The 15,209-nt window shown below is 53.2% G+C and carries 15 protein-coding genes, 5 tRNA genes and 2 other RNA genes; 20 read left to right on the top strand and 2 right to left on the bottom strand.

What is annotated here, in order from left to right; genetic code table 11:
* Positions 1–1,144 precede the first annotated feature (1,144 nt).
* The 20 genes from cydA (at position 1,145) to pnuC (ending at position 13,635) form a co-directional block, all read left to right on the top strand.
* Positions 1,145–2,713, top strand: a complete 1,569-nt coding sequence (gene cydA / locus IYV58_RS08180) for a cytochrome ubiquinol oxidase subunit I (RefSeq protein WP_004130574.1) — start codon at positions 1,145–1,147, stop codon at positions 2,711–2,713.
* 15 nt (positions 2,714–2,728) lie between these two features.
* The gene (gene cydB, locus IYV58_RS08185) at positions 2,729–3,868 is read left to right on the top strand and encodes a cytochrome d ubiquinol oxidase subunit II (RefSeq protein WP_004130575.1); all 1,140 of its coding nucleotides are present in this window, start codon (positions 2,729–2,731) and stop codon (positions 3,866–3,868) included.
* A gap of 15 nt (positions 3,869–3,883) precedes the next feature.
* Positions 3,884–3,997, top strand: a complete 114-nt coding sequence (cydX, locus tag IYV58_RS08190; protein WP_004100325.1) for a cytochrome bd-I oxidase subunit CydX — start codon at positions 3,884–3,886, stop codon at positions 3,995–3,997.
* Positions 3,998–4,127: 130 nt separating this feature from the next.
* The gene (gene ybgE / locus IYV58_RS08195) at positions 4,128–4,412 is read left to right on the top strand and encodes a cyd operon protein YbgE (protein WP_004130577.1); all 285 of its coding nucleotides are present in this window, start codon (positions 4,128–4,130) and stop codon (positions 4,410–4,412) included.
* A 149-nt stretch (positions 4,413–4,561) separates the two neighbouring features.
* Positions 4,562–4,966 carry a tol-pal system-associated acyl-CoA thioesterase gene (ybgC, locus tag IYV58_RS08200; protein ID WP_004130578.1) on the top strand — a complete coding sequence of 135 codons (405 nt, stop codon included), beginning with the start codon at positions 4,562–4,564 and terminating at the stop codon, positions 4,964–4,966.
* Entirely contained in the window at positions 4,963–5,655 is a 693-nt protein-coding gene (gene tolQ / locus IYV58_RS08205) for a Tol-Pal system protein TolQ (RefSeq protein WP_004100332.1), read from the top strand. The genes ybgC and tolQ overlap by 4 nt, the downstream gene beginning before the upstream one ends.
* A 3-nt stretch (positions 5,656–5,658) precedes the next feature.
* Entirely contained in the window at positions 5,659–6,087 is a 429-nt protein-coding gene (tolR, locus tag IYV58_RS08210; RefSeq protein WP_004130580.1) for a colicin uptake protein TolR, read from the top strand.
* Between the two features lie 105 nt (positions 6,088–6,192).
* A complete protein-coding gene (tolA, locus tag IYV58_RS08215; protein WP_049123202.1) occupies positions 6,193–7,536 on the top strand; it encodes a cell envelope integrity protein TolA in 1,344 nt (447 codons plus the stop codon).
* Positions 7,537–7,626: 90 nt separating this feature from the next.
* Positions 7,627–8,919, top strand: coding sequence for a Tol-Pal system beta propeller repeat protein TolB (tolB, locus tag IYV58_RS08220; RefSeq protein ID WP_004130584.1), 1,293 nt, complete (start codon positions 7,627–7,629; stop codon positions 8,917–8,919).
* A gap of 34 nt (positions 8,920–8,953) precedes the next feature.
* Positions 8,954–9,478, top strand: a complete 525-nt coding sequence (pal, locus tag IYV58_RS08225; protein ID WP_004100337.1) for a peptidoglycan-associated lipoprotein Pal — start codon at positions 8,954–8,956, stop codon at positions 9,476–9,478.
* A 9-nt stretch (positions 9,479–9,487) separates the two neighbouring features.
* On the top strand, positions 9,488–10,270 hold the full coding sequence (gene cpoB, locus IYV58_RS08230; protein ID WP_004130587.1) for a cell division protein CpoB: 783 nt from the start codon (positions 9,488–9,490) through the stop codon (positions 10,268–10,270).
* Between the two features lie 162 nt (positions 10,271–10,432).
* A tRNA-Lys gene (locus IYV58_RS08235) sits at positions 10,433–10,508 on the top strand.
* Between the two features lie 126 nt (positions 10,509–10,634).
* A tRNA-Val gene (locus IYV58_RS08240) sits at positions 10,635–10,710 on the top strand.
* Positions 10,711–10,713: 3 nt separating this feature from the next.
* Positions 10,714–10,789 (top strand) — tRNA-Lys (locus IYV58_RS08245).
* A gap of 144 nt (positions 10,790–10,933) precedes the next feature.
* Positions 10,934–11,009: transfer RNA gene (locus IYV58_RS08250), tRNA-Lys, on the top strand.
* A 134-nt stretch (positions 11,010–11,143) separates the two neighbouring features.
* Positions 11,144–11,219 (top strand) — tRNA-Lys (locus tag IYV58_RS08255).
* Between the two features lie 29 nt (positions 11,220–11,248).
* Positions 11,249–11,374, top strand: a non-coding RNA gene (locus IYV58_RS08260) — RtT sRNA.
* A gap of 29 nt (positions 11,375–11,403) precedes the next feature.
* Positions 11,404–11,529: non-coding RNA, RtT sRNA (locus tag IYV58_RS08265), on the top strand.
* A 307-nt stretch (positions 11,530–11,836) separates the two neighbouring features.
* Positions 11,837–12,880 (top strand): quinolinate synthase NadA, encoded by a 1,044-nt coding sequence (gene nadA, locus IYV58_RS08270; RefSeq protein ID WP_004130589.1) that lies wholly within the window; start codon positions 11,837–11,839, stop codon positions 12,878–12,880.
* Positions 12,881–12,915: 35 nt separating this feature from the next.
* Positions 12,916–13,635 (top strand): nicotinamide riboside transporter PnuC, encoded by a 720-nt coding sequence (gene pnuC / locus IYV58_RS08275; protein WP_004130591.1) that lies wholly within the window; start codon positions 12,916–12,918, stop codon positions 13,633–13,635.
* Here the strand turns inward: pnuC and zitB are convergent.
* Both zitB and IYV58_RS08285 read right to left on the bottom strand, forming a co-directional pair.
* On the bottom strand, positions 13,632–14,576 hold the full coding sequence (gene zitB, locus IYV58_RS08280) for a CDF family zinc transporter ZitB (protein WP_112165413.1): 945 nt from the start codon (positions 14,574–14,576) through the stop codon (positions 13,632–13,634). The two genes, pnuC and zitB, sit on opposite strands and share 4 nt — an antisense overlap.
* Positions 14,577–14,693: 117 nt before the next feature.
* Positions 14,694–15,065, bottom strand: a complete 372-nt coding sequence (locus IYV58_RS08285; RefSeq protein ID WP_004130594.1) for a YbgS-like family protein — start codon at positions 15,063–15,065, stop codon at positions 14,694–14,696.
* Between the last annotated feature and the right edge of the window lie 144 nt (positions 15,066–15,209).

Here is a 15,209-nt window from a genome sequence, read left to right on the forward strand (position 1 = left end):
CCTGTTAATAGGGCTGGAGTGTCTGTGGTTCGCCCAGGGGAAGCAATTGATCTATTTTCAGAATATCTTTCAAAAAACTCTCGTTTTTGATTTTTCTTGAAAAATTTCTTTTATATCAAATGGTTAATTTTTAATTCACTGTCTGGGTTTATTTCCGTTTGAATCCTGATAATAAATATATTGCGATGTTTGTGAGCAAGGTCTTATTTTATATTTCGCCTTGATTTTTCTTTCGCTAATAAGCGATGAATACACTTCTTTAAATTTTTCTGTGAGCGTAGTAACGGAATTTATGTGCTGGTTTTTATATGTGGCGCGGGCGATTTGTTAGATTAAAGATATAAAATAGTGATTTGTGCGTTTTATATTTCATTTTTGTTGAGGAAAGAGGGGCCGGCAAGCGCCTCATGGCGAGGGTAAAAGCGCGATGTAAGTGATGCCGCGAAACAGGAGGGCGCTTTGCATCACCAAAAGAAAAAAGAGGAGCAGCGCTGCATTTACTTGATAATGAGATAGTTGCGCAGTTGTGTTAATCGAAAGTAAACGCAATGATAAATCTAATAAGGAAAAAATTTATGACATTAACTTGATAAAAAAAATCTGTGAGCTACGCGGCATTATCGACTGATAGCCACATTTACGTGGTCAGCGTTAATCTCATTAAATTCCTCTTAGCGACGAAATAAATGGACTATCATTTTCAGTAACCGATGATACTGTTGAAAAACATGTTGTTAACCTAACGTTTACCTGTGAGGTACACGGTATACATAATTAACATTTAAAATGAAAATTGATTTAAATCAATGTTTAAAACTTGGAAAAGAACGCGAAAAGGAGTTAAATTGTCGCGGATCAAATTGACCGAAATCTGGTATTTTCGCTATAAATTGATCGCTGTCGAAAACTGCAAATTTATCACAATAAAAACCTATTTATTGTAAGGGTTTTGCAGCGTAATATAATCACGGGATCAATTTGGGTGTTTTGTTAACATGTTTGTAACTTTTCAGTGCTTCCGTTTTCTTGAAAGAGAACACGGGCGTAGCGAGAAGAAGCAAATAAATTTGTATTGGGGCATGCGTGTGACCCTTTCTAACGGGGTTCACTCTCGGAGTCTTCATGCGATGAGCAAGGAGTCATGATGTTAGATATAGTCGAACTGTCGCGCTTACAGTTTGCCTTGACCGCGATGTACCACTTCCTTTTTGTGCCACTGACGCTAGGTATGGCGTTCCTGCTGGCCATCATGGAAACGGTCTACGTCCTTTCCGGCAAACAGATTTATAAAGATATGACCAAGTTCTGGGGCAAGTTGTTTGGTATCAACTTTGCTCTGGGTGTGGCAACCGGTCTGACCATGGAGTTCCAGTTCGGGACTAACTGGTCTTACTACTCTCACTACGTGGGCGATATCTTCGGTGCGCCGCTGGCCATTGAAGGTTTGATGGCCTTCTTCCTCGAATCTACCTTTGTAGGTCTGTTCTTCTTCGGTTGGGATCGTCTGGGCAAAGTTCAGCACATGGCTGTCACCTGGCTGGTGGCGCTGGGCTCCAACCTGTCGGCGCTGTGGATCCTTGTCGCTAACGGCTGGATGCAGAACCCGATTGCGTCGGACTTCAACTTTGAAACCATGCGTATGGAGATGGTCAGCTTCTCCGAGCTGGTTCTGAACCCGGTCGCTCAGGTTAAGTTCGTTCATACCGTGGCGTCAGGCTACGTGACTGGCGCGATGTTCATTCTTGCCATCAGCTCCTGGTATATGCTCAAAGGCCGCGACTTCGCTTTTGCCAAGCGCTCCTTCGCTATCGCAGCCAGCTTCGGTATGGCGGCGATTCTCTCCGTTATCGTTCTCGGTGATGAATCCGGCTACGAAATGGGAGACGTCCAGAAGACCAAACTGGCGGCTATCGAAGCAGAATGGGAAACTCAGCCTGCTCCGGCGGCCTTTACCCTGTTTGGTATTCCTGACCAGAAGGCGCAGGAGAACCGCTTCGCGATTCAAATCCCTTACGCGCTGGGCATCATTGCGACCCGCTCCGTGGATAAACAGGTTACCGGCCTGAAAGACCTGATGGTTCAGCACGAAGAGCGTATCCGTAACGGGATGAAAGCGTACGCGCTGCTGGAGCAATTGCGTGCCGGTTCAACCGACCAGGCCGTGCGCGATCGGTTTAACGACGTGAAGAAAGATCTTGGCTACGGTCTGCTGCTCAAGCGCTATACCGACAACGTCTCTGACGCGACGGAAGAGCAGATTGCGTTGGCGACCAAGGATTCTATTCCTGCCGTTGCGCCGCTATATTTCGCCTTCCGTATCATGGTGGCGTGCGGCGTACTGATGCTGTTGATTATCGGTGCCTCCTTCTGGAGCGTGATTCGCAACCGCATTGGTGAGAAAAAATGGCTGCTGCGTGCCGCGTTTTATGGTCTGCCGCTGCCGTGGATTGCCGTTGAATCAGGCTGGTTTGTTGCCGAGTATGGTCGCCAGCCTTGGGCTATCGGTGAGGTGCTGCCAACGGCTGTCGCGAACTCGTCGCTGACCGCAGGCGACCTGATCTTCTCAATGGTGCTGATTTGTGGCCTGTACACGCTGTTCCTGGTGGCTGAATTGTTCCTCATGTTCAAGTTTGCCCGTAAAGGACCAAGCAGCCTGAAAACCGGTCGCTATCACTTTGAACAGTCCTCTGCGGCTATTCAGTCGGCACGCTAAGACAGGAGTCGTCAAATGATCGATTATGAAGTATTGCGTTTTATCTGGTGGCTGCTGATTGGCATTCTGCTCATTGGTTTTGCTGTCGCCGATGGCTTCGACATGGGGGTGGGGATGCTCACCCGTTTCCTCGGTCGTAACGACACCGAGCGTCGAATTATGATCAACGCCATTGCCCCGCACTGGGATGGAAACCAGGTGTGGCTGATTACCGCCGGCGGCGCGCTGTTTGCCGCCTGGCCGATGGTCTACGCCGCCGCGTTTTCCGGCTTCTATGTAGCCATGATCCTGGTGCTGGCGTCTTTATTCTTCCGCCCGGTGGGTTTCGACTACCGCTCGAAGATTGAGGACAACCGCTGGCGCAACATGTGGGACTGGGGCATCTTCGTCGGCAGCTTCGTGCCGCCGCTGGTGATTGGCGTGGCGTTCGGCAACCTGCTGCAGGGCGTTCCGTTCCACGTTGATGAATATCTCCGCCTGTACTACACCGGTAACTTCTTCCAGCTGCTGAATCCGTTTGGCCTGCTGGCCGGTATTGTCAGCGTGGCGATGATCCTGACGCAGGGCGCGACCTACCTGCAGATGCGTACCGTGGGTGAACTGCACCTGCGCACCCGCTCCGTTTCTACGGTAGCGGCGCTGGTGACGCTGGTCTGCTTCGCGCTGGCGGGCGTTTGGGTCTACTACGGCATCGACGGTTATGTGGTGAAATCGGTGATGGATCATACCGGCCCGTCTAACCCGCTGACCAAAGAAGTCGCGCGTGAAGCCGGTGCGTGGATGGTGAACTTTAATAACATGCCGGCGCTGTGGGCGATTCCTGCTCTGGGCGTGGCGCTGCCGCTGCTGACCGTCATCTCGACCAAAGCGGACAAAGGCGCGTGGGCGTTTCTGTTCTCCTCATTGACGCTGGCGTGCATCATTCTGACTGCCGGTATCGCCATGTTCCCGTTCATTATGCCGTCAAGCACGGCGATGAACGCGAGCCTGACCATGTGGGACGCGACCTCCAGTCAGCTGACGCTGAACGTGATGACTTACGTAGCGATTGTCTTCGTACCGATTATTCTGGCCTACACCACCTGGTGTTACTGGAAAATGTTCGGTCGCATTACGCGCGAAGACATCGAAAAGAACACCCATTCGCTGTACTAAGGTAAGGAGCTATATATGTGGTATTTCGCATGGATTTTGGGAACGCTTCTTGCCTGTGCCTTTGGGGTGATTACCGCGCTGGCGCTCGAACACGTGGAAGCGACCAAAGCAGGTAAAGAAGAACACTGATGAGTATTATCGTGATGCGATATACGAAATCATTCGGGTTGCATCGTGGCGGCAAGTCTGTGAATCCCCAGGAGCTTACGCAAGTAAGTGACTGGGGTAAGCAGGCGTAGCCAACAAAGAGGCGACGTGAATGATAAAGTATATGTATGCGATAATGGACAAGCGCCCGTTAAGGGCGCTTTCCTTATTGATGGCGCTGGCTTTGGCGGGCTGCATCTTCTGGGATCCGTCGCGCTTTGCGGCCAAAACCAGCGAGCTGGAAATTTGGCACGGTTTCCTGCTGATGTGGGCGGTTTGTACCGGCGTTATCCACGGCGTGGGCTTCCGTCCGCGCGCCATTCACTGGCAGGGAATTTTTTGTCCGCTTATCGCTGATATTGTGCTCGTTTTGGGCCTGTTCTTTTTCTTCTTTTGAATAAGAAATCTCTGTTAACCATATGGGCTTGCATAAGCCCATAAAAATTTACTCCTCGTTTACTTTCCCCCATTCCAAACCACGATTCCCGCGCGTATAGTAGCGAAGTTTGAAAGCACTAACCTTTTGTTGCATTACCGGGATGTAAAGTGAATACAACGCTGTTTCGATGGCCGGTTCGGGTCTATTATGAAGACACCGACGCCGGTGGTGTGGTTTACCACGCCAGCTACGTCGCTTTCTATGAAAGAGCACGCACAGAGATGCTGCGCCATCATCACTTCAGCCAACAGGTTTTGCTGGCTGAACGAGTTGCCTTTGTGGTTCGCAAAATGACTCTCGAGTATTTTGCGCCCGCCAGACTCGACGACATGCTCGAAATTCAGACGGAGATAACCGCAATGCGCGGTGCTACTCTGGTTTTCACGCAGCGAATCGTCAACGCCGAGAACGTCGTTTTGAATGAAGCCGAGGTTCTTATCGTGTGCGTTGATCCACTCTTAATGAAGCCTCGTGCGCTTCCCAAGTCTATTGTCGCGGAGTTTAAGCAGTGACTGAGATGAATATCCTTGATTTGTTCCTGAAGGCGAGCCTTCTGGTTAAACTTATCATGTTGATTTTAGTTTGTTTTTCCATCGCCTCCTGGGCCATCATTATTCAGAGAACGCGTATCCTTAACTCGGCGTCACGTGAAGCCGAAGCGTTTGAAGATAAGTTCTGGTCCGGTATCGAGCTTTCTCGCCTGTATCAGGAAAGCCAGGGCCGTCGCGATAATCTGACCGGTTCGGAACAAATTTTCTACAGCGGTTTCAAAGAGTTTGCCCGTTTGCATCGTGCGAACAGCCATGCGCCGGAAGCGATTGTCGAAGGGGCATCGCGCGCGATGCGTATTTCGATGAACCGCGAGCTGGAATCCCTGGAGACCCACATCCCGTTCCTCGGTACGGTCGGCTCTATCAGTCCGTATATTGGTCTGTTCGGCACCGTTTGGGGGATCATGCACGCCTTTATCGCGCTGGGCGCGGTAAAACAAGCGACGCTGCAAATGGTGGCGCCGGGTATCGCAGAAGCGCTTATCGCAACGGCAATTGGTCTTTTTGCCGCTATTCCGGCAGTTATGGCCTATAACCGTCTGAACCAGCGCGTGAACAAACTTGAGCTGAACTACGACAACTTTATGGAAGAGTTCACCGCTATTCTGCACCGTCAGGCGTTTACCAGCAGCGAAAGCAATAAGGGGTAAGCCATGGCCAGAGCACGTGGACGCGGGCGTCGCGAACTGAAGTCCGAGATCAACATCGTTCCGCTGCTGGATGTCCTGTTGGTGCTGCTGCTGATCTTTATGGCGACAGCGCCGATCATTACGCAGAGCGTAGAGGTCGATCTACCGGACGCAACGGAATCGCAGGCGGTGAAAAGCAATGATGAGCCGCCGGTGATCGTTGAAGTTTCCGGTGTCGGACAGTACAGCGTGAAAGTTGGCCCGGAAACGCTATCGCAGCTGCCGCCGGAACAGGTTATTGCGGAAGCCAGGCGTCGACTTGAGGCGAATGAGAAAACGGTGTTCCTGATCGGCGGCGCTAAAGAGGTGCCATACGATGAGATTATTAAAGCGCTTAACCTGTTGCATAGCGCAGGGGTTAAATCGGTTGGCTTGATGACCAAGCCGATCTAATCGCTCGCAATATGCACGCCCGCCAGCATGTCGGCTTTGGGACAACAGCGTCTCGTGGCCAACGTCATATAACGGGAACAGGCGAACAGTTTTTGGGAACCGATAGTGTCAAAGGCAACCGAACAAAACGACAAGCTTAAACGAGCGATCATAGTATCAGTCGCGCTGCACATCGTATTGATAGCGCTGCTGATCTGGAGTTCGTTTGACGAGCATCTGGATGCTTCTGCCGGTGGCGGCGGGGGGTCCTCTATTGATGCGGTAATGGTCGATCCGGGGGCGGTTGTGAAGAATTATGACCGCCAACAGCAGCAGCAGGCCAGCGCCCGACGCGCCGCCGAGCAGCGTGAAAAGCAGGCTCAGCAGCAGGCGGAAGAGCTACGTGAAAAACAGGCCGCCGAGCAGGAACGGCTGAAACAGCTGGAACAGGATCGTCTGCAGGCGCAGGAAGCGGCTAAAGAGGCGAAAGAGCAACAGAAACAGGCGGAAGAAGCCGCGGCGAAAGCTGCCGCAGCGGCCAAAGCCAAAGCGGACGCACAGGCGAAAGAGGCGCAGGAAGCTGCCGCCAAAGCTGCCGCTGACGCGAAAGCGAAGGCCGATGCTCAGGCGAAAGCAGCCGAAGCGGCCGCGGCGAAAGCAGCGGCGGATGCGAAGAAACAGGCAGAAGCGGAAGCCGCGAAAGCGGCCGCGGACGCGCAGAAGAAAGCCGAAGCCGATGCGGCGAAGAAAGCTCAGCAGGAAGCTGAGAAGAAAGCGCAGCAGCAGGCAGAGAAAAAAGCGCAGCAGGAAGCGGCGAAACAGGCTGCTGCTGAAAAAGCCGCCGCCGAAAAAGCGGCGGCAGCCAAAGCTGCAGCAGCAGAGAAAGCCGCCGCGCAGAAAGCTGCTGCTGAGAAAGCGGCAGCCGACAAAGCCGCTGCAGCGGAAAAAGCCGCCGCCGAGAAAGCCGCGGCAGCCAAAGCTGCAGCAGCAGAGAAAGCCGCTGCGGACAAAGCGGCGAAAGCCGCCGCCGCTAAGGCTGCCGCCGCGAAGAAAGCCGCTGCGGCCAAAGAGGCCAATGGCGTTGACGATCTGCTCGGCGACCTGAGCTCCGGTAAGAATGCGCCGAAAACCGGAAACCCATCAAAAGGGAGTGGTGCTAATTCAGGCAAATCCTCTTCCGCTGGGGCGGCAACCGGCGCAGAACTTAGTGGGTATGCAAACCAAATTACGGGGGCAATATCCAGGAATTTCCATGACTATAAGTCATATATCGGAAAGCAGTGTGTTCTTAGATTGAATCTAAATCCCGATGGATCGCTGATTGGTATCACATCCGAGGGGGGGGATGAGGCTCTATGTACAGCAGCTAAGACTGCGGCAAGATTAGCTAATTTACCTAAGCCTCCAAATGATGCGGTCTATAATGCAGTAAAAAATAATCAGCTTGTTGTGAAATTTATTCCGCAATAGAGCATGGTTTAACAAGTAGTTTTGTGTATTTGAGTTTGTTAACATTCTGCTAAATTATCGTGGGCTTTCCGCCTGGATAAGGGAGATATGATGAAGCAGGCATTACGAGTAGCATTTGGTTTTTTAATGCTGTGGGCGGCAGTGCTGCACGCAGAAGTACGTATCGAGATTACCCAAGGGGTCGACTCGGCACGCCCAATCGGCGTTGTGCCGTTCCAGTGGGCGGGGCAGGGGGCTGCGCCGGAAGATGTGGGCGGTATCGTGGCGGCTGACCTGCGCAACAGCGGCAAGTTTAACCCGCTCGATCGCTCGCGTCTGCCTCAGCAGCCAGGTAGCGCTCAGGAAGTGCAGCCGGCGGCATGGTCTGCGCTGGGCATTGACGCCGTCGTGGTGGGGCAGGTGACGCAAAACCCTGACGGCTCCTACAACGTGGCTTACCAGCTGGTTGATACCGGCGGCGCGCCGGGCACCGTGCTGGCGCAGAACTCATTTAAAGTCACAAAACAGTATCTGCGCTATGCCGCGCATGCTGCCAGCGACGCCGTATTTGAGAAGCTGACCGGCATCAAGGGTGCCTTCCGTACCCGTATCGCCTATGTGGTACAGACCAACGGCGGCCAGTTCCCGTACGAACTGCGCGTATCTGACTACGATGGCTACAACCAGTTCCTCGTTCACCGTTCCACCCAGCCGCTGATGTCTCCGGCCTGGTCTCCGGATGGCGCGAAGCTGGCCTACGTGACCTTCGAAAGCGGTCGTTCTGCGCTGGTTGTGCAGACGCTGGCTAACGGCTCCGTTCGTCAGATTGCTTCGTTCCCGCAGCACAACGGCGCGCCGGCGTTCTCGCCGGACGGCAGCAAACTGGCCTTCGCTCTGTCGAAAACCGGTAGCCTGAACCTGTACGTGATGGATCTGGGCTCTGGTCAGATTCGTCAGGTGACCAACGGTCGTAGCAACAACACCGAACCAAGCTGGTTCCCGGATAGCCAGAACCTGGCCTTTACTTCCGACCAGGCGGGTCGTCCGCAGGTGTACAAAGTCAATATTAACGGCGGCACGCCGCAGCGTATTACCTGGGAAGGTTCACAAAACCAGGATGCTGACGTGAGCGCTGATGGTAAAACTATGGTAATGGTAAGCTCGGCCGGTGGTCAGCAGCACATTGCCAAACAAGATCTGGAAGCGGGTGGTGTGCAGGTTCTGTCATCAACGTTTTTAGATGAAACGCCAAGTCTGGCACCTAACGGCACTATGGTAATCTACAGCTCTTCTCAGGGGATGGGATCCGTGCTGAATCTGGTTTCTACAGATGGGCGTTTCAAAGCGCGTCTTCCGGCAACTGATGGACAGGTAAAATCACCTGCCTGGTCGCCGTATCTGTGATAATAAATAATTGATTATTAAAGGAATCAAAGAAATGCAACTGAACAAAGTGCTGAAAGGGCTGTTGATCGCTCTGCCGGTTATGGCAATCGCGGCGTGTTCTTCTAACAAGAACGCCAGCAACGACCAGAGCGGTGAAGGCATGCTGGGTGCCGGCACTGGTATGGACGGTAACGCTAACGGCGGCAACATGTCTTCCGAAGAGCAGGCTCGTCTGCAGATGCAACAGCTGCAGCAGAACAATATCGTTTACTTCGATCTGGACAAATACGATATCCGTTCTGACTTCGCTGCAATGCTGGACGCGCACGCAAACTTCCTGCGTAGCAACCCGTCTTACAAAGTGACCGTAGAAGGTCATGCGGATGAGCGTGGTACGCCGGAATACAACATCGCTCTGGGCGAGCGTCGTGCTAACGCCGTTAAGATGTATCTGCAGGGCAAAGGTGTTTCTGCTGACCAGATCTCCATCGTTTCTTACGGTAAAGAAAAACCTGCAGTACTGGGCCACGACGAAGCGGCTTATGCCAAAAACCGTCGCGCCGTACTGGTTTACTAAGAGAATTGCATGAGCAGTAACTTCAGACATCATCTGTTGAGTCTGTCGTTACTGGTTGGCATAGCGGCCCCCTGGGCCGCTTTTGCTCAGGCGCCAATCAGTAGTGTCGGCTCAGGCTCGGTCGAAGACCGCGTCACTCAACTCGAGCGTATTTCCAATGCGCACAGCCAGCTTTTAACCCAACTCCAGCAACAACTCTCCGATAATCAGTCCGATATTGATTCCCTGCGCGGTCAAATTCAGGAAAGCCAGTATCAGCTGAATCAGGTTGTTGAGCGCCAGAAGCAGATCCTGCTGCAGATCGATGGTTTGAGCAGCGGCGGCGCAACGGGAGCGCAAACCCAGACGTCAACGGGCGATCAGGGGGCTGCGGCTAGCGCGCCAGCGGCTTCGTCAGGCGCTCCGGCGTCAACCGGCGACGCCAACACCGATTACAACGCGGCTATCGCGCTGGTGAAGGATCCTGCCCGCCAGGACGACGCCATGGCGGCTTTCCAGAACTTCGTCAAAAAGTATCCTGATTCAACCTACCAGCCGAACGCCAACTACTGGCTCGGTCAGTTGAATTACAACAAGGGTAAAAAAGACGATGCGGCGTACTATTTCGCTTCCGTGGTGAAAAACTACCCTAAATCCCCGAAGGCGCCCGATGCGATGTTTAAAGTCGGCGTTATCATGCAGGACAAAGGCGATACCGCAAAAGCGAAGGCGGTTTACCAGCAGGTGGTCAGTAAATTTCCTGGCACTGATGGGGCCAAACAAGCGCAAAAACGCCTTAACGCACTCGGATGATTATGGCATGACCAGAAATCGCATCATTTCTGGTCTTGTCGCATGAATCCTAAGCAGTTAAGCGATCTTTATCTAAATTGTTGTTGCGCTGAATTCTGAAATCAGTAATATATGCCGCCGTTGCCAAGGGATATCGAACAAGCCCAAAGCGGCGAAAATAGCGGGTCGTTAGCTCAGTTGGTAGAGCAGTTGACTTTTAATCAATTGGTCGCAGGTTCGAATCCTGCACGACCCACCAATCGTTCTGGTGGAACGCGATAGTAAAACGTGAAGGATAACGTTGCGTCAGCAACGGCCGTAGGGCGAGGCGAAGCCGAGTCATCCTGCACGACCCACCGCGAAAAGATGTATCCAGCGCAGTATCGGGTGATTAGCTCAGCTGGGAGAGCACCTCCCTTACAAGGAGGGGGTCGGCGGTTCGATCCCGTCATCACCCACCACTCGGGTCGTTAGCTCAGTTGGTAGAGCAGTTGACTTTTAATCAATTGGTCGCAGGTTCGAATCCTGCACGACCCACCAATTTAACATCGAACTCAGATGTTAAGCGTGAAGGATAACGTTGCGTCAGCAACGGCCCGTAGGGCGAGCGAAAGCGAGTCATCCTGCACGACCCACCAATTATGAATTGGTGACGAGTAAAGAATATTCAGGAAGTACCCGAGCGGGTCGTTAGCTCAGTTGGTAGAGCAGTTGACTTTTAATCAATTGGTCGCAGGTTCGAATCCTGCACGACCCACCAATGCTTAGGTGAGCACTGGTAGCAAGCGTAAAGGATAACGTTGCGACAGCAACGGCCCGCAGGGCGAGGCGAAGCCGAGTCATCCTGCACGACCCACCATCCTGAATCGTTCCAGTTAGCAGTAAACCCGCAAGGGGTCGTTAGCTCAGTTGGTAGAGCAGTTGACTTTTAATCAATTGGTCGCAGGTTCGAATCCTGCACGACCCACCAATGTAAAAAAGCGCCCTAAAGGCGCTTTTTTACTATCTGCGATATACAAGATTCGAACCTGCCGCAGGTTTGAGTCGAACGAAAAGAGACAACGGAGCCGCCTGCGGCGACGGCCCGAAGGGCGAGCGAAGCGAGTCATCCTGCACGACCCACCAATGTAAAAAAGCGCCCTAAAGGCGCTTTTTTACTATCTGCGATATACAAGATTCGAACCTGCCGCAGGTTTGAGTCGAACGAAGAGAGACAACGGAGCCGCCTGCGGCGACGGCCCGAAGGGCGAGCGAAGCGAGTCATCCTGCACGACCCACCAATGTAAAAAAGCGCCCTAAAGGCGCTTTTTTGCTATCCAGCCTTTGCTTAAATTATTACAACCATCCCAAGCTGCGCCATTTCACTTAATCGTTGTACGCACCGTAGGCGCCGCTAGCATGGGCCGGTAGCCCGGATAGATGCGCAGCATCGCCTCCGGGAAATGCTCCCTGAGGGGCAAAATTCCTCACGACATTTTCCCCACAATCGGCTATCTTGTTTAGCATATAAAACACCATGGCCGACTAATACCTCTCTACAGGCATTATCACGGTCTGAAAGTTAAGCCAGCGAAACGAGACTGCAAGATGAGCGTAATGTTTGACCCGGAAGCGGCGATTTATCCTTTTCCTCCGAAGCCAATGCCGTTAAACCGCGATGAGAAACACTTTTACCGCGAAAAAATTAAACGCCTGCTGCGCGAGCGCGATGCGGTGATGGTGGCTCATTACTACACCGACCCCGAAATCCAGCAGCTGGCCGAAGAGACCGGCGGTTGTATCTCCGATTCCCTGGAGATGGCGCGCTTCGGCGCCCGACATTCCGCCTCAACGCTGCTGGTTGCCGGCGTGCGCTTTATGGGAGAAACGGCAAAAATCCTCAGCCCGGAAAAAACCATCCTGATGCCTACGTTGCATGCGGAGTGTTCGCTCGATCTGGGCTGTCCGATCGAGGCGTTTAGCGCTTTCTGCGATGCTCATCCGGATCGTACAGTCGTGGTCTATGCCAATACTTCAGCGGCGGTTAAGGCGCGCGCCGACTGGGTTGTGACGTCGAGCATCGCCGTGGAACTCATTGAGCATCTTGATAGCTTAGGTGAAAAAATCATCTGGGCGCCTGACCGTCATTTAGGCAGCTATGTGCAAAAACAGACCGGCGCCGATGTGCTGTGCTGGCAGGGCGCCTGTATAGTTCATGATGAATTCAAAACTCAAGCGCTGGCAAGAATGAAGGCGCTTTATCCCCAGGCCGCGGTGCTGGTTCACCCGGAATCACCGCAGGCGATTGTTAATATGGCTGACGCTGTGGGGTCGACCAGCCAGTTGATCAATGCTGCAAAAACGCTGCCGCACAAGCAGCTCATCGTCGCCACCGACCGCGGCATTTTCTACAAAATGCAGCAGGCGGTACCGGAAAAAGAGCTACTGGAAGCGCCCACGGCAGGCGAAGGAGCAACCTGCCGGAGCTGCGCGCACTGTCCGTGGATGGCGATGAACGGCCTGCAGGCGATTGCTGAAGGGCTGGAGAAAGGGGGAGTTCAACATGAAATTCACGTTGATGAGCAGTTGCGGACCGGGGCGCTGGTTCCGCTAAACAGAATGCTCGATTTTGCGGCTACACTTCGGGGATAGATCATTACTGCGTCACAGAACGCGCTGGAGATAAGATGGATTTTTTTAGTACGCAGAACATATTAGTGCATATACCTATCGGCGCCGGGGGATATGACCTGTCGTGGATTGAAGCGGTCGGCACCGTCGCTGGCCTGCTGTGCATCTGGCTGGCGAGCCTGGAGAAGATCGCTAACTATGCCTTCGGGCTGATCAACGTCACGCTGTTTGCCATTATCTTTTTTCAGATCCAGCTCTATGCCAGCCTTCTGCTACAGATCTTTTTCTTCGCGGCCAACGTCTACGGCTGGTACGCCTGGTCGCGGCAAACCAGTGATAACCAGGCGGAACTGCAAATCCGCTGGCTGCCGCTGCCGAAAGCGTTAGGCTGGCTGGCGGCCTGCGTGGTGGCGATTGGCCTGATGACGATATTTATTAACCCGGTGTTCGCGTTTCTGACACGGATTGCCGTGGCGCTGATGCAAATTCTGGGCCTGCAGGTCGCTATGCCGGAGCTGCAGCCGGACGCATTCCCGTTCTGGGACTCCTGCATGATGGTGCTCTCCGTTGTGGCGATGATCCTGATGACGCGCAAATACGTCGAAAACTGGCTGCTGTGGGTGATGATTAACGTCATTAGCGTGGTGATTTTCGCCCTGCAGGGCGTTTATGCGATGTCACTCGAATACCTGTTGCTGACATTTATCGCGCTCAACGGCAGCCGCATGTGGATTAACAGCGCGCGTGAGCGCGGTTCTCACGCGTTTTCCCGTTAATGGTGGTGATGATGTCCATGCCCGGCGTGCGTCATGTTCAGACGGCACTCCGGGCCTCTACAGGGCTGATACTCCATCTGTACCGTAATATGTTCAATCTCATACTTATGCTCCAGGAAGTTCAGGATCCGGTCCAGAAGACCGTCGTGATCGTGCGGCGGTACCACCTGCACGTGTAGCGTCATCATCGTTTTTTCTCCTACCAGCCAGGCATGAACGTGGTGTACGTCGCGAACTTCCGGTATCGAGCGGCGCAAATCGCGTTTTAATGCGTCGACGTTAAGCGAACGCGGCGCGCCCTCCAGCAGTTCATTGACGCTCTCCTGCAGCAGACGCCAGGCGCTGCGTAGAACCAGGCACGACACCAGCACGGACAGAATAGGATCGATAGGCGTCCAGCCGGTGGTGAGGATCACTATCGCGGCAATAATGGCGCCAACCGAACCGAGCAAATCCCCCAGCACATGCAGGGCGGCGGCGCGCACGTTGAGGTTGCGCTCCTCACTGCCGCGATGCAGGATCCAGAAGGCCAGAATATTGGCCAGCAGCCCGGCAACCGCAATAACCATCATCGTTTTACCGGCAACAGGCTGCGGATGATGAAAGCGCTGAATGGCCTCCCAGACAATGAGGATCGTAATGACCACCAGAGCAATGGCATTGAGAAATGCCGCCAGCGTGGTTAGCCGAAGCCAGCCAAAGGTATGTTGCGCATTTGGCGGCCGACTGGCGAAACGCACTGCCAGAAAGGCGAACAGCAGCGCTGCCGCGTCCGTCAACATATGTCCGGCATCGGCCAGCAGCGCCAGTGAACCTGAAATGAGTCCGCCTGCTACCTCAACCAACATGAACCCGGCAGTGACGCAAAACGCCAGCAGTAGCCGACGGGCATTTTTATCTTCAGTGGGTTGCGCAGAATTATGCGAGTGTGGTTGCCCCATGGTGCCTTCCCTACATTATTATTTTGATGATTACTTTATGACATGATTCCCTTTTTGGGGTGAATAAAATGAAAAAAGGAGAGCCTTAGCTCTCCTCCCTGGTGTTCGGCACTCAGCTTACTGGGTCGTACCGTCGGTTTTCGTCGCGTCGTCCTGACCGACCTTTTTATCAGTATCCGGACAGCGGCCATCTTTGCACATTGAGTTTTTGTGCACTTCATCGCTCGACATGCCGTCATGATTCATGGTCGAGCCGTCAGGGTGGAGCATGGTGCCGCCGGTATCGGTGGAACCAGAGTTGATTTTACCGTTGTCGACGTTGTTTGGTGCCACGTTTTCACGCGCATCTGGGGCGACCTGGCCGGCGTCAGCTGCTGCATTCGCTTGCCCGTTATTCGACTGTGCCCCGGTATCGGCGGCCAGTGCCGCGCCGCTGGCCAGACCCAGGGTTGCTGCGAGGAGAAGACTGGTTAGCTTGTTCATTTTCATTGGATGCTCCTGTTATATCGATTTATCGGATTACCTCTTCCAATAGTGCATTTGCCGGAGGTTCCACTCGTTGTGGTTAAAGCTTCGGTATTAGCGAACGGCATTAATATATAATGCTGAATGCTAAAGAAAATTAAGTTCTAA

This window comes from Klebsiella sp. BDA134-6 (assembly GCF_015601345.1).
Lineage (GTDB): Bacteria > Pseudomonadota > Gammaproteobacteria > Enterobacterales > Enterobacteriaceae > Klebsiella > Klebsiella grimontii.

Coding starts and splice junctions, on each gene's coding strand:
- IYV58_RS08285 (WP_004130594.1), bottom strand. CDS start 15,065: ATGAAAATGAACAAGCTAACCAGTCTTCTCCTCGCAGCAACCCTGGGT.
- zitB (WP_112165413.1), bottom strand. CDS start 14,576: ATGGGGCAACCACACTCGCATAATTCTGCGCAACCCACTGAAGATAAA.
- cydB (WP_004130575.1), top strand. CDS start 2,729: ATGATCGATTATGAAGTATTGCGTTTTATCTGGTGGCTGCTGATTGGC.
- tolB (WP_004130584.1), top strand. CDS start 7,627: ATGAAGCAGGCATTACGAGTAGCATTTGGTTTTTTAATGCTGTGGGCG.
- pal (WP_004100337.1), top strand. CDS start 8,954: ATGCAACTGAACAAAGTGCTGAAAGGGCTGTTGATCGCTCTGCCGGTT.
- cpoB (WP_004130587.1), top strand. CDS start 9,488: ATGAGCAGTAACTTCAGACATCATCTGTTGAGTCTGTCGTTACTGGTT.
- ybgE (WP_004130577.1), top strand. CDS start 4,128: ATGATAAAGTATATGTATGCGATAATGGACAAGCGCCCGTTAAGGGCG.
- cydX (WP_004100325.1), top strand. CDS start 3,884: ATGTGGTATTTCGCATGGATTTTGGGAACGCTTCTTGCCTGTGCCTTT.
- pnuC (WP_004130591.1), top strand. CDS start 12,916: ATGGATTTTTTTAGTACGCAGAACATATTAGTGCATATACCTATCGGC.
- tolR (WP_004130580.1), top strand. CDS start 5,659: ATGGCCAGAGCACGTGGACGCGGGCGTCGCGAACTGAAGTCCGAGATC.
- nadA (WP_004130589.1), top strand. CDS start 11,837: ATGAGCGTAATGTTTGACCCGGAAGCGGCGATTTATCCTTTTCCTCCG.
- cydA (WP_004130574.1), top strand. CDS start 1,145: ATGTTAGATATAGTCGAACTGTCGCGCTTACAGTTTGCCTTGACCGCG.